The 13,088-nt window shown below is 72.8% G+C and carries 13 protein-coding genes; 7 read left to right on the plus strand and 6 right to left on the minus strand.

Features of this window, described 5'->3' with window-relative positions; all coding sequences use genetic code 11:
- Positions 1 to 19 precede the first annotated feature (19 nt).
- The 6 genes from ACYVLJ_RS26980 to ACYVLJ_RS27005 all read left to right on the plus strand — a co-directional run bounded on the left by ACYVLJ_RS26980 (position 20) and on the right by ACYVLJ_RS27005 (position 4,080).
- Positions 20 to 445 carry a roadblock/LC7 domain-containing protein gene (locus ACYVLJ_RS26980; protein ID WP_451984073.1) on the plus strand — a complete coding sequence of 142 codons (426 nt, stop codon included), beginning with the start codon at positions 20 to 22 and terminating at the stop codon, positions 443 to 445.
- Positions 442 to 813 (plus strand): DUF742 domain-containing protein, encoded by a 372-nt coding sequence (locus tag ACYVLJ_RS26985; protein WP_451984075.1) that lies wholly within the window; start codon positions 442 to 444, stop codon positions 811 to 813. Before ACYVLJ_RS26980 ends, ACYVLJ_RS26985 begins: the two co-directional genes overlap by 4 nt.
- Positions 794 to 1,372 carry a GTP-binding protein gene (locus ACYVLJ_RS26990; RefSeq protein WP_451984077.1) on the plus strand — a complete coding sequence of 193 codons (579 nt, stop codon included), beginning with the start codon at positions 794 to 796 and terminating at the stop codon, positions 1,370 to 1,372. The genes ACYVLJ_RS26985 and ACYVLJ_RS26990 overlap by 20 nt, the downstream gene beginning before the upstream one ends.
- 285 nt (positions 1,373 to 1,657) lie before the next feature.
- Complete coding sequence (locus ACYVLJ_RS26995) at positions 1,658 to 2,602, plus strand: hypothetical protein (protein ID WP_460440794.1); 945 nt, start codon at positions 1,658 to 1,660, stop codon at positions 2,600 to 2,602.
- Positions 2,603 to 2,650: 48 nt separating this feature from the next.
- Positions 2,651 to 3,280, plus strand: coding sequence for a hypothetical protein (locus ACYVLJ_RS27000; protein ID WP_460440795.1), 630 nt, complete (start codon positions 2,651 to 2,653; stop codon positions 3,278 to 3,280).
- The gene (locus tag ACYVLJ_RS27005; RefSeq protein ID WP_451984083.1) at positions 3,277 to 4,080 is read left to right on the plus strand and encodes a hypothetical protein; all 804 of its coding nucleotides are present in this window, start codon (positions 3,277 to 3,279) and stop codon (positions 4,078 to 4,080) included. The genes ACYVLJ_RS27000 and ACYVLJ_RS27005 overlap by 4 nt, the downstream gene beginning before the upstream one ends.
- A gap of 110 nt (positions 4,081 to 4,190) precedes the next feature.
- Here ACYVLJ_RS27005 and ACYVLJ_RS27010 read toward each other — a convergent pair whose 3' ends face one another.
- From ACYVLJ_RS27010 to ACYVLJ_RS27030, 5 genes are all read right to left on the minus strand, one after another.
- On the minus strand, positions 4,191 to 5,138 hold the full coding sequence (locus ACYVLJ_RS27010; RefSeq protein ID WP_460440796.1) for a cold-shock protein: 948 nt from the start codon (positions 5,136 to 5,138) through the stop codon (positions 4,191 to 4,193).
- Positions 5,139 to 5,286: 148 nt separating this feature from the next.
- Positions 5,287 to 7,581, minus strand: coding sequence for an ATP-binding protein (locus tag ACYVLJ_RS27015; RefSeq protein WP_460440797.1), 2,295 nt, complete (start codon positions 7,579 to 7,581; stop codon positions 5,287 to 5,289).
- Positions 7,582 to 7,649: 68 nt separating this feature from the next.
- Complete coding sequence (locus ACYVLJ_RS27020) at positions 7,650 to 8,117, minus strand: hypothetical protein (protein WP_451984089.1); 468 nt, start codon at positions 8,115 to 8,117, stop codon at positions 7,650 to 7,652.
- A 116-nt stretch (positions 8,118 to 8,233) separates the two neighbouring features.
- Entirely contained in the window at positions 8,234 to 9,118 is an 885-nt protein-coding gene (locus ACYVLJ_RS27025) for an RNA polymerase sigma-70 factor (RefSeq protein ID WP_451984091.1), read from the minus strand.
- A 14-nt stretch (positions 9,119 to 9,132) separates the two neighbouring features.
- Positions 9,133 to 9,501, minus strand: a complete 369-nt coding sequence (locus tag ACYVLJ_RS27030; protein ID WP_451984093.1) for a DoxX family protein — start codon at positions 9,499 to 9,501, stop codon at positions 9,133 to 9,135.
- Between the two features lie 99 nt (positions 9,502 to 9,600).
- Between ACYVLJ_RS27030 and ACYVLJ_RS27035 the strand changes: the two genes are divergently transcribed.
- Positions 9,601 to 10,275 (plus strand): response regulator, encoded by a 675-nt coding sequence (locus tag ACYVLJ_RS27035; protein WP_451984095.1) that lies wholly within the window; start codon positions 9,601 to 9,603, stop codon positions 10,273 to 10,275.
- 51 nt (positions 10,276 to 10,326) lie between these two features.
- On the opposite strand, the gene ACYVLJ_RS27040 is transcribed toward ACYVLJ_RS27035, so the two are convergent.
- Positions 10,327 to 13,086 (minus strand): ATP-binding protein, encoded by a 2,760-nt coding sequence (locus tag ACYVLJ_RS27040; RefSeq protein ID WP_460440798.1) that lies wholly within the window; start codon positions 13,084 to 13,086, stop codon positions 10,327 to 10,329.
- Positions 13,087 to 13,088: the final 2 nt, after the last annotated feature.

A 13,088-nucleotide genomic window follows, 5' to 3' on the forward strand; every position in this document is an offset into this window, starting at 1 on the left:
AAGTCAAGGTCTCCGAAGCATGAACGAGTACGGGAACCCCAAACCCGATCTCAACTGGCTGCTCGACGACGTGGTGAACCGCGTGGTCGGCGCGCAGAACGCCATCGTGCTGTCCGCCGACGGGCTGCTGATCGGCAAGTCGGCCGGGATGGGCAAGGACGACTCCGACCAGCTGTCGGCCATCGCCTCCAGCCTGCAGAGCCTGGCCAAGGGGGTGAGCAAGCAGTTCAACCGCGGCCCGGTGCTGCAGAACATGATCGAGATGGAACGCGGCTACCTGTTCGTCTCGGCCGCCGGTCAGGGCGCGTGCCTCGCGGTGCTGGCCGCCGACAACGTCGACGTCGAGATGATCGCCTACGAGATGAGCCGCCTGGTCAAGCGGGTCGGCGACTACATGGTGTCGGCGCCGCGCGAGGCGGCGCAGATCCTGCGGGAGGCCACGTGAGCGGCGACGAAGGCTGGTACGACGAGGCCGCCGGGCCCCTGGTCCGGCCGTACACGATCACCAGCGGCCGCACGCCGGCCGACTCGGCGCGGCTCGACCTGTCGACGCAGGTCATGACGCTGCGCTCGGAGCAAGAGCCGACCGGGCTGGGCCCGGAGCACCAGGCGATCGTGAAGCTGTGCCGGCACCCCGTGTCGATCGCGGAGATCGCGGTGTACGTGAAGATCCCGCTCGGGGTCGTGCGCGTGCTCGTCGGCGACCTGATCGAACGCGGCCTCGTCATCACGCGCTCCCCTGCCCACCACCCGGCGCAGTCGCCGGACCTCGAAACACTCCAGGCGGTTCTCGATGGCCTCATCAAGTACTGACGAACTGGTCCCCACGCCGGTCAAGATCATCGTCGCGGGCGGCTTCGGCGCCGGGAAGACCACCATGGTCGGTTCGGTCAGCGAGATCCCGCCGCTGACCACCGAAGAGGTGCTCACCGAAGCGAGCGCCGGGATCGACGACCTCTCCGGCGTCGAGCGGAAGACCACGACGACCGTCGCGCTCGACTTCGGCCGCATCACGATCTCCCCGCGGCACGTGCTCTACCTGTTCGGGACGCCGGGCCAGGCGCGCTTCTGGTTCATGTGGGACGACCTCGCGCGCGGGGCGATCGGGACGATCGTGCTCGTCGACACCCGGCGCCTGGAGACCAGCTTCGCCGCGATCGACTTCTTCGAGCGCCGCAAGATCCCGTTCGTCGTCGCGGTGAACTGCTTCGACAACGCGCCGCGCTACACCCCCGACGAGATCCGCGAGGCCCTCGTGGTGCCGGATCGCGTGCCGATCGTCATGTGTGACGCGCGTGACAGGGACTCGAGCAAGCTCGCGCTGATCCGGTTGGTCAAGCACGCGATGACGATCGTTCCCGCGCACGTCTGAGACCTGCGGTTTGTCCACTCCGTGTCCGGATCGGACGGGGCGCGGCCCGGTGTGCCCCTCCGTGTCCGGACCGGACAGTGGCGAACCCACATGGCCTAATTGGTTGGACCACCCGGGTACTGCTTTTTAGTTGAGCAAGCATCCAACTGATAGCATCCGCACGTGACGATTCACGTGCCGAAGTTTCCTGAATATACAAGGGAAAACTACCCGGCACAGGGTCGTCTCTTCGGTGACTTTCTGTGCGGGCTTTGGGCTACCGCGAGTGAAGCGCTCGAGATCCCGGTGGCCCAGTCGGTCCGGACGACGCGGATGCTGCGCGCGCTCCTGCCACCGTGGTCGCGCGAGCGGATCGGGGCCGCACCGGCGCAGCCGTCCTATGTGGCGGACGACGGGTTCCCGGCCGAGATGTCGGTGAACTGGTCCGGCGGGCAGCCGGAACTGCGGGTCCTGTTCGACAGTCTGGGCCACGACGTGGTTTTCCCCGGTGAGAGCGGTTCCCGCAGACTGGAACGGCTGCACGAGACGTTCACCCCGCGCGGGGGCCGGCCGTCGCCGGCGCCGCTGTGGCACTCGATCGCCTGGCGCCCCCCGTCGAGAGTCGTCCACAAGACGTACTTCGGGCTGTACACCTGGCCGCACACCCAACGCGAGGTCGCGGTGGCCGAAGCCATGGACCGGCTCGGCATGGCCGGGGCGTGGGACGACGTGCGCCGAAGAGTCGAAACCGTCGACGGGCAACGGGAAATCGAATTCTTCGCCGTCGACCTGGCCGACGAGGCGCACGCCCGGGTGAAGGTCTACTACCGCAACCACGGCGCGGACCTCGAAGAGGTGAACAGCGTCGCCTCGGTGGCTCTGCGCCACGACGCCGAAGATGCCCACGCCGCTTACGAAATCCTCGCCGGTGACCGCGAAGACGCCGGTGAAGCGGCCCTGAGCTGCTTGGCCTTCCGGTCCGGGCAGGACACCGCCGCCGAGTCCACGACGTACCTCCGGCTCCCCGATCTCGCTGCCAGTGACGAAGAAGCCGTCGAGCGCACCGCCGCGCTGCTGCACCGCGAAGGCGTCGACCCGGGGCGGTTCCGGCTCCTCACCGCCGCGCTCGCCCCCGCCCCGCTCGCCGAGACGCACATCCTCGAGCTCGTCAGCTACCGCACCGCGGGCCGCCGCGGCGACGTCACCACCTACTACCGGTTCCCCGTCTTCGACCCTGTTGATCTTGCCTGACTTCCCCGGAAAGATGATCACCAGCAGCACCACGGTAAGGAGCCGATCGTGAGCCAGCAGGACGTCGAACGCGTCGCCCGCCACAACGAGCAGCGGCAACGGGAGTACGAGTCGTCGGAGCTGATCCGGCTGCTGACCGACGAGAGCACGTCCGACGAGACGAAGAAGGCGGTGCTCACCTACCTGCAGCCGTGGTCGAACGCCTTCCAGCGGATGATCAGCGCCCGCGTCACGTTCGAGAGCGACCCGGAGCTGCGCGCCCTCGCCCTGGAGCACCAGGAAGAGGAGATCGGGCACGACAAGATCCTGGCCCGCAGCCGCGCGAACGACCGGCAGCTGGTGTGGGACCCGGTGATCGAAGCGGGCGCGTCGTGGTTCGTCGACCAGTTCGCGATCCTGCCGGGCGTGCAGCGCGCGGTGCTGGCGCACCTGGCCCTGGAAGCCGGGAGCCTGGTGTTCAGCCAGGCGGGCACCCGCGCGTTCCCGGACGACGAGTACTTCGAACTGCACGACGAAGCCGACGTCGAGCACCTCGAGATGGGGTACGAGCTGCTGCGGCGGCGCACTGACTGGGCGGCCGACGACGTCGTCGCGGTGCTGGACCGGGCGTGGCAGGTGATCGGCGTGGTCTCGGACCGCATCGCGGAGTGCGCGCGACGCGATACGGTGGCCGCGTGACGACTGTGGACGACGCCCTGGCGGTCGCCGCCGAAGCGGCCGGGGCGTACCGGGAAGCGTTGGGAGAGCGGCTGATCGGCGCATACGTGCTGGGCAGCCTGTCCTACGGCGGCTACGCCCCGGCGGCCAGCGACATCGACCTGGCGCTGGTGCTGACCGACGCGGACGGCTCGGCGATCGCGGACACGACGGCGGCGCTGCAGGAGCGGAGTCCGCTGCACCGCAAGCTGTCCGTGTTCTGGTCCTCGCTGCCGGCCCTTCGCGAAGGCCGGGAAGACGGCCGGTTCCCGGCGCTGGACCGCCTGCAGCTGGCCGACCACGGGAAGCTCCTGGCGGGCTCGGACGTCCTGGCGGAGATCGCCCGCCCGGAAGCCGCGGAGCTGCTGCTGGAGAGCGCGCGGTTCGCGATCGCGGTCCTGGCGACGCCGGAGGTGACCGCGGAGTTCCACGAGCCGCGCCGGTTGCTCGCGGACCCGGTGTGGTTCACGAAGGCGGTGCTGTTCCCGGTGCGGTTCCTGTACTCGGGAACGACGGCCACGGGCCGCGCGGCGAACAACGACGAGGCGATCGAGTGGTACCTGGCCCGGCCGGACGCGCCTTCGGCGTCGTTGGTGCGGCTGGCGTCGCGGGTCCGCGAAGGCCACCCGCTGGACGCGGACGAGGTGCGGCCGGAGCTCGTCGCCGGGCTGGTCCCGTTGTACCGGTACTACATCGAGGACCAGGAGCGCCGGCTGAAGGAGATCGACGCCCCGGCCGACCTCGTGGCGGCGTTCACGGACTGGAACGACCGGCTCGGCTGAGACCTGGCCTCAAAAGTCAGGGGTGTGTCACTGCGTGGGCGGCCCCGGACCGACGGGGACGATCGAGCACTCCCGTCGGGAAGTGATCAGCCATCGGTGGGGCCGCCTCTTCAGAGGCGTTCGACGCGGTCGGCCTGCGGGCCCCGGTCGCTCTGACGCACCGCGTACCGGACCCGGTCACCCTTCTGCAGCGGCTCCGACCCCATGATCACGGACGCGTGGGCGAAGAGATCGTCGCCGCCTGCGTCCGGGGTGATGAAGCCGAAGCCGCGGTCGGCGTCGTAGCGCGCGACGACGCCCTCGCCGCCTCGTACGGGCACGTCCCGCGCCGCCGGCCCTGCGGCCGCGGCAGGTGCCGGCCGCTGCGGCGCCGCCTGGGGCTCGGCGCCCCGGACCAGGTGCACGTCGCGGGCCTGCGGGCCCTTGTCCCCACTGGCCACCTCGTAGGCGACGCGGTCGCCCTCCGCGAGCCACGTCAGCCCCTCGGCCAGGGCCCGGGCGTGCACGAAGACGTCCCCGGCGCCGGAGTCGGGGTTGATGAAGCCGAAGCCCTTGTCCTCGTCGTACCAGGCCACCGTGCCGTCGGCACCGTCCGCGATACCGGCCGCAGCGGGCGAGCCGGCCCCTGCTCCCAGCGGGATCACGTGCCCGGCCTGCGGGCCGCGCTCGCCTTCGACGATCAGGAAGGCCACCCGCTGCCCCTCGGTGACCACGCCGCCGGTCACGATGGCGGAACTGTGCACGAAGATGTCGGCGCCGCCGCCGTCCGGCGACGCGAAGCCGTACCCCTTGCCCGGCTCGTACCAGTTGATGGTGCCGAGCAGGCCCACGGCGCTGCCGGTGGCCGCATCGGCGGTGACGCGAACGCGCAGCGCCTGGGGCCCGCGGTCGTTCTCGCCGACCTCGAACACGACGGCCTGACCCTCGCGGAGCAGTTTCGAGCCGCCGTCCCCGACGATCTCGGAGGCGTGCACGAACACGTCCGGCGAGCCGTCCTCGGGCGCGAGGAAGCCGAAACCACGTTCGGCGTCGAACCAACGGACGGTTCCTTGCGGCATCAAAAGCTCCAGGTCGAGAGGGCGGGCACTGGCCCCCAGTCTTCCTGACGGACCTCCGGTCCGTCAGGCCGGGCCCACAGGCGGGCGGTGCGAAGCCAGGGGCGGGCCGTTGGGTCACCCGGCGACCCGCCGAGTTTTGAGACCAGGTCTAAAGGCGTGAGACCTGCGCCGCCCAGGCGGCGATCTGGCTGCGCGAGTCGAAGTCCAGCTTGCGCAGGATGCGGTTCACGTGGCCTTCCGCGGTGCGGCGGGAGATGACCAGCTTGTCCGCGATCTCCTGGTTGGACCGGCCGTCGGCGATCAGCAGGGCCACTTCGCGCTCCCGGTCCGTCAACGGCGTCGCCCGCGCCGGGCCGGGCTCCGGGGAGGGGGCCACGTCGCCCAGGGCGTAGGAAATCGCTTCCTCCAGCCCGAACTCGCGGCCGCGGCGGAAGGCCGCGTCGAACGGGCCGTCGCCGAGTGCCCGGCGGGTCCGCGCCTCGCACTCCCCGTGCGGGGCGCCGAAGTAGCGGGAGCCGAACATCGGGAAGCCGACCGCCTGCCAGATCTGCTGCGCCGAGCCGAGCATCGTCGCCGCCGGCTCCCACCGGCCGCGGGCCGCTTCGTTCCACGCCAGGACCTCGATCGCCAGCACGATTCCCAGCAGGTCGTGGAACTCCCGCTTGACGCGCAGGCACGTCCGCCCGTGCTCGGCCGCCCGGGCGAAGTCGCCGCGGCCCAGCGCCACCAGGGCCTGGACGTAGATCGCGTACGCGTGCGCCCACTGCTCGCCGTACGCGACGCCGATCCCGCACGCTTCTTCGCACAGTTGCCCGGCCCGGTCGAGGTCGCCGAGGAAGATCGACGCGATCGCCAGCTCGATGCCGGCCAGCATCACGTTGCTGTTCAGCTCGCCGAGCCGCCGGTAGCGCTTCTGCGCCTCTTCGAAGAGCGCTTTCGCGTCGCCGACGTCGTCGCCCACCAGCAGGTTGCAGCCGAGCCGGTGCGTCGCGTACGCCATCGCCACCTCGTCGCCGGCCCGCAGCGCGTACTCCCGGCACTCCTCCAGCATCGTGACGGCGGCCGCGTTGTCGCCCTGCAGCGTCGCGACGTACCCGTTGACCCACAACGCTTTCGCGCGCGCCGTGCCCGGTTCGCGGGCGAGCGCGAGCGCCCGGTCGAGCCAGTGCCTGCCCTCGCCGAACACGCCGCAGCCCGCCCAGTAGTACCCGAGCGTCGCCGCGAGCCGGAGGCCCGTCTCGAGCTCGCCCGGCTCCGTCAGGCTGTAGTCCATCGCGGCCCGCAGGTTCGCGTGTTCGACGCGGGTGCGCCGGAAGATCTCCGCCTGCTCCGGCCCGAACCACGCCCGTTCGCTGCGCACGGCCAGGGCGAGGTAGTGGTCGCGCATGGACCTCAGGACCGCCGCCGCTTCGCCGGATTCCGCCAGCTTGTCCCGGCCGAACTGCCGCAGCGGCTCCAGCAACCGGAACCGCCCGGCCTCCCGGATCAGCACCGACTTCTCCACCAGCCCGGCGAGCACGTCCCGGACGTCCTCCCCCGCGCAGACGCGTTCGGCCGCCGCCAGGTCGAAGCCGCCGGCGAACACCGACACCCGCGCCCAGACGCGCCGTTCGGCGGGGCTGCAGAGCGCGAAGCTCCAGTCGACGGCCGCCAGCAGCGTCTGGTGCCGCGGTTCGCCGCCGCGCTTCACCGTCCCGGGCAGCCGGAAGCAGTCGCCCAGCCCGGATTCCAGCTCCGCCAGCGTCAGCACCCGCAGCCGGACGGCCGCGAGCTCGATCGCCAGCGGGATGCCGGCCAGCAGGCGGCACACCTGCGCCACCTGCTCCTGGTTCTCCGCGGTGACGGCGAAGCCGGGGTCGACCGCGGCCGCGCGTTCGGCGAACAACGTCAGGGCCGGGTAGCGCAGCCACGCGCCGCCGGGCAGCGGACGGCCCGCTTCCGGCAGCGGCAGCGGCGACACCGGCCAGAGGTGCTCGCCGGCCAGGGCCAGCCGCTCCCGGCTGGTCGCGAGCAGCCGCAGGCCCGGCGCGGCGCGCAGCAGGTCGTGCGCCAGCGTCGCGCAGGCGTCCAGCACGTGCTCGCAGTTGTCCAGGACGACCAGCAGCCGCCGCTCGCGCAGGTGCTCGGCGAGGACGGCCGCCGGCTTCCGCCCGGTTTCGTCGTGCACGCCGAGTGCTTCGAGCACGGTGTGGGCGACGAGCGCGGGATCACGGAGCCCGTCGAGCTCGACCAGCCAGACGCCGTCGGGGAACGCGCGCGCCAGGCCCGCCGCCGTCTGGACCGCCAGCCGGGTCTTGCCGACCCCGCCCACCCCGGTCAAGGTGACCAGCCGCGCCCGCGTCAGCAGGTGCTTGACCTCGGCCACCTCGGCCTTGCGACCCACGAAGCTCGTGGTGTCCGCGGGCAGGTTCCCCTTCGCGCACGTCGCGCCGGACTTCCCCACCCGTGAACCGTAAGGACGTCCGCGCCGAACGGTCAATGCGGACCCCTCGGAGGAAGCAACCCCGCGGGTCAGGCGTCGGGGACGCCGTACAGCGTGGGGGCGTCGCCGCCGTGCATCGCGGCCAGGCTCGTGCGGCAGGCCTGGTGGACCTGGCGGTTCGCCGCCGAGCCGGCCTGGCCGCAGCGCGGGCAGAACAGGTGCACCGCGCCGGGCGGCGTCTCGTCGACGGCGACGTCGACCGGCAGCTCGCAGCGGCGGCACCACCGGTGCCCGGTGACGACGAGGACGTGCAGCGGGTCGCCGACGCACTGGTGCGCCCAGCAGCGGTGGACGTGGCAGGTGCTGCGGGTGTGCGGGCTGAGGCCGTGCTCTTCCGCGGTGTCCTCGGCCGCGAGGATGGCGGCCAGCCGCCGGTCTTCGAGGTCGGCGTAGCGGTCGCGCGGCCGCGAAGGCGCCGGCGAGGGGGCCGGTCGCGGCTCCGGGGTGTCCGCTGGGGCGACGGCCCGGAGGAGGGGGCGCGACCGGCCTTGCACCATGGGGGTTCCGACCTCCTGCGGTCTTTCGGGGGTCGTCCCAGCTTGCGCCGCGAAGTGCCGCGCCGCACCCGTACAAGTACCTGAGTCCATACCTGTCCGCGATCACGCGCGGGGAGTCACCGCAGGGTGAGCGGGGTTTCGGCCGCGACGCGGGTCAGCTTCTCGGGGTTGCGCACGTAGTAGAGGCCGGTGATGCGGCCGTCCTCGATCCGGACGGCCATCACGCCGTCGAGCTCGCCGTCCAGGTGCAGGGCGAGGCCCGGGTTGCCGTTGACCACCGTGAGGGCGCTGGTGAGCTTCGCTTCGGTGCGGCCGATGCCGCCGGTCATGAACCGGACCACCTTCGCCGCGCTCGCGATCGGCCGCAGGGCGGCCTGCTTGACGCCGCCGCCGTCGCTGAGCAGGACGACGTCCGGCGCGAGGACGTCGAGCAGGCCCTGGAAGTCCCGGGTGTCCAGGGCGCGCTGGAACGACTCCAGCGCGGCCCGGGCGTCGCGGGCGGAGACCGTCTCGCGCGGGCGCCGGGCGTCGACGTGCTTCTTGGCGCGGTGCGCGATCTGCCGGACGGCCGCCGGCGTCTTGCCGACGGCGGCGGCGATCTCGTCGTAGCCGAACTCGAACACCTCGCGCAGGACGAACACGGCGCGTTCGGTCGGCGAGAGCGTTTCGAGGACGAGCATCAGCGCCATCGACACGCTCTCGGCGAGTTCGACGTTCTCGGCGACGTCCGGCGCGGTGAGCAGCGGCTCGGGCAGCCACGGGCCGACGTAGGCCTCCTTGCGGCGCTTCATCGTCCGCAGCCGGTTGAGGGCCTGCCGCGTCGTGATCCGGACCAGGTACGCGCGCGTGTCCCGCACCTGGGCGAGGTCGACGTCCGCCCAGCGCAGCCAGGTCTCCTGCAGGACGTCCTCGGCGTCGGCGGCCGAGCCGAGCATCTCGTAGGCGACGGTGAAGAGCAGGTTGCGGTGCGCGACGAAGGCGTCGGTCGCGTGGTCGCTCAAGGTCTCCTCCGTGGTCACGCCGCGAGCCGGCCCCACGCGAGGAAGACCGCGAGGGCGAGGTAGGTCAAGTTCAGCACCACGAGCTTCGCCTCGCCGTACCGGAGGTGGGTGCGCGCGGCGCCGATCATGAGCAGCACCCAGCAGCCGGCCGTCACCGGCACGAGCACCGGCGCGACGCCGACGAGCGCGGGCAGGACCAGGCCGGCGGCGGCCAGCAGCTCGAGCACCCCGAGCGTCTTGACGAAGCCGTCGCCGCGATCCCCGGTCCAGGCGCCGCCGTGCGTGGTGGCGAGCTTCGCCCGCGGTACGAACGCCTTGCTGACACCCCCGGCCAGGGCGACGGCGGCGAGCAGCCCGGCGGCGATCCAAAGTGCGGTGTTCATGGGGTCTCCTTCGTGGGTCGGCCTCAAGACACCGGGTGCCGGCCGCCTGTGACAGGGCATGACCGGGATCACCCCGCGCGGTGATGCGATACTTCGGGGGTGGCTCCCGAAGCGAACGCCGAGAAGACGATCCGCCTGGTGATCGTCGACGACGAGCCGATGGTGCTCGCGCACCTGCGGACCGTGATGAACTCCGCGGCGGACATCGACATCGTCGGGCAGGCGCAGGACGGCGCCGAGGCGGTCGAGGCGGCCGGGCGCTTCCGGCCCGACGTCATGCTGATGGACCTGCGGATGCCCGGCGTCGACGGGCTCACCGCGATCGAGCGGATCGTGAAGCTGCCCAGCCCGCCCGCCTTGGTCGCGCTCACCACGTTCGACACGGACAGTTACGTCCTCAAGGCACTGCGTGCCGGAGCGTCCGGGTTCCTGCTGAAGTCGACACCGCCGGAGGACCTGATCGGGCTGGTCCGGGTCGCCGCGGACGGGCACACGGTGCTGTCGAAGGAAGCCGCGCGGCGCATGGTCAGCGCGTCCGCCGGGGAGCACGAGCGCTCCCAGGAGGCCCGCGAGCGCACGGCCGACCTCACCGACCGCGAGCTGGACATGCTGGTCTGCCTCGGCGAGGGCATGTCGAACGCGGCGATCGCGGCCAAGCTGCACCTGTCGGAGGCCACGGTGAAGAGCTACGTCTCGCGGATGCTGACCAAGCTGGGCTGCGCCAACCGCACCCAGGCCGGCCTGCTGGCCCACGAAGCCGGGTTGTCGGGTTAACCGAAGCCCCAGGCGCCGAAGCCCGGCCGGGGCTCGTCTGCCCGGAACCCCCTACCCGAAGCCCCAGGCGCCGAACACCTCGGCCAGCTCCGCCCGGCCCGAAATGCCCAGCTTCCGGTAGCAGTTCGTCAGGTGCTTCTCGACCGCCCGGCGGGTCACGCCGATCTCCGCCGCGATCTCGCCGTTCGTCAGGCCGTTGAGGGCCAGGCCGACCACCCGGCCCTCCGCCTCGCTGAGGGCGACCGATGGCCCGGCGGCCGGTCCGGTCGTCTCGTCCGACGTGCGGCCGGTGAGCCAGGGTGCGCCGCAGCCCTCGGCGAGGCGGTAGGCCTCGCGGAACCGGTCCCCCGCCTCGGGTTCGCCGCCGCCGCGCTGCAGCAGGGCGCCCTCCGCCAGCAGCGCGCGCACCCGCTCCAGGCGGTCCTCCGACGCCTGCGAGAGCCCGATCGACTCCGCCACCACGCGGTCGGCTTCGGCGCCCGTGCACAGGGACGCCTTGATCCGCAACGCCCGGCCGAGAGCGACCGACGCGCCCCACTGGCGCGCGTACCGGACTTCGTCGTCGATCAGCTCGCGGGCCGAGACGCGGTCGCCGAGCCGCTCCTGCAGCCACGCGCTCCACGTGCGCCACGGGAACAGCACCGGGTTCCGCCAGCCCGCGCGGTGCAGGGCCGCGCCGCAGTCGAGGAACCGGGCCAGCGCGCCGCGGGGGTCCTCGACCGCCGCCACCACTCCGCGCAGCATCAGCAGCGCCGCCCGGACGCGCAGGCCGGACCGCGCCAGCGCCGGTTCGTCGTGGTGCTCGACCAGCTTCGTCGCCAGCCGCTCGTCCCGGGTGATCATCGCGACCGACGTCAGGCTCATCACCAGCGGCTCGGACGCCTGCCCCAGGTCCCCGCCGAGGAGCTCGCAGGCTTCCCAGGCCGTCGACCGGGCGCGGGTGAGCTGGCCGGTCTGGGCCAGCACGGCCGCACGCGCCCCGATCAGCGACGCCGACCGCACCGGTCCGCCCCGGTTCGCCTCGCCGGCCGCGCTCTCCAGCCAGGACGACGTCTGGCCGACGGCGCCCGCGGCGAGCGCGCAGAGGATCAGCAGCGGCGCGGTGCCCGCCATTTCCGAGGACGACGCGGGGGCGCAGCGCAGCAGCCGGTCGGTCAGCTCCGCCACGGTCGTCGCGGGCACACCGGCGCTCAGCGTGGCCGCGTAGAGCAGCACCGCCAGCAGTTCGCGTTCGGCGAGGGTGCCGACGGGCGGCTCCGGGCCCAGCTCGCGCAGGCGGTCGACGGCGTTCGCGAGCAGCACGGGGTCTTCGCAGCGGGTCAGCCGGATCCGGGCCTCCAGGCGGAGCCCGGCCTGCGCGCAGGCGTCCGCCTGGCTGATCCGGCCGACGAGGACGGCGGCTTCCGGGCTGACGAACGCCGAGAGCGGCAGCAGCGTGACCGCCTCGGCCCGCTCGCGGGGCGTCGGCAGCAGCCCGATCGCCTGCGTCAGGTGCCGGATCGCGGCGGGGAGGTCGAACGCGGCCTCGGTGAGCGCCAGGTCCACCAGCCGCCAGCCCCGCTCCGGGCCGTCGGGCGGCAGGTCGAGCAACGCGCGCCGCAGGTAGCGGGCGGCCGTCTCGGGCTCGCCGCGCCGCGTCGCCGCGTCGGCGGCCACGCGCAGTTCCTCGGCCATCCACGGCGACGGCGACGGCGCGGGCACCTCGAGCAGCTGGGCCGCGACCGTCTCGGCGGCGAACCCGGCCTCGTGGAAGACGTTCGCCGCGCGCACCCGCAGCCGCTGCTCCTCCTGCGCAGTCATCGACGCCTCGATCGCGGTCCGCACCACGGGCGCGGCGAACCGCGGCGGGGCCGGCGCGGCGAGGACGCCGAGCCGGCCCAGGACCCGCAGGGCTTCCGCGACGGCCACCGAGTCGGCGCCGGTGAGGTGCTCGACGAGCCACGGCTCGGCGTGCTCGCCGAGCACCGCGATCGCCTTGGCGCAGTCGCTCACCTGCGGCGGCAGCACGGCGAGCTGGGCGGAGAGCCGTTCCTTCAGCACCGACGGCCCGGTGCGGTGCGCGTGGTCGTCCCGGACGGCTTCGGTGAGGTACAACGGGTTTCCGGCACTGGCCGCGAAGCAGGCGGCGATGAACCGCGGGTCGGCGAGGCCATGGTAGCCCGCGCGCAGCACGGCCCCGACCCCCGCTTCGGTCAGCCTCCCCGGCCGGATCCGGGTCTTCGCCAGCTCCCACAGCTCGCGGATCGCGGGCCGGTCGGATCCCGTGTCGCCCTCGCGGACCGCGACGACGAGCGCGCACGGCAGGTCGTGGATCTGGCGTGCGCACCGCCGCAGCCACGCCAGCGACTGCGGGTCGCTGACCTGCAGGTCGTCGACCAGCACGGCGAGCGGCCGGTCGGCGCTGATCCGGGTGAGCAGCCCGAGCAGGCCGTGTTCGGTGAGCACTTCGGCGTGGTCGCCCGACGGCCAGCCCGGCCAGCCCGGCGCGCCCGGGAACAGCCACCGCGCCGCCGCCGCGGACCCGGCGAACCACTGCTCCGCGTCCCGTTCGCCCGCCCCGGCGACCAGCGGCTCGAGCAGCTGGCAGGCCACGCCGAAGTCGAAGTCCTGTTCGGTCCGGCTCGCCGCCGCCGTGAGCAGCCTGGTCCCGGCCAGGTCGGTCTCGCCGAACCGCAGGACTTCCTTGAGCAGTGCGGTTTTCCCCACGCCGAGCGGCCCGGTGACCACCGTCACCGAGCCCGTTCCGCCGCCGGCCGCCGCGATCGCGCCGCGGAGCTGGCCCAGTTCGGTCGTGCGTTCCGGCAGCGCCACGG

It is taken from the genome of Amycolatopsis stemonae (assembly GCF_054781455.1).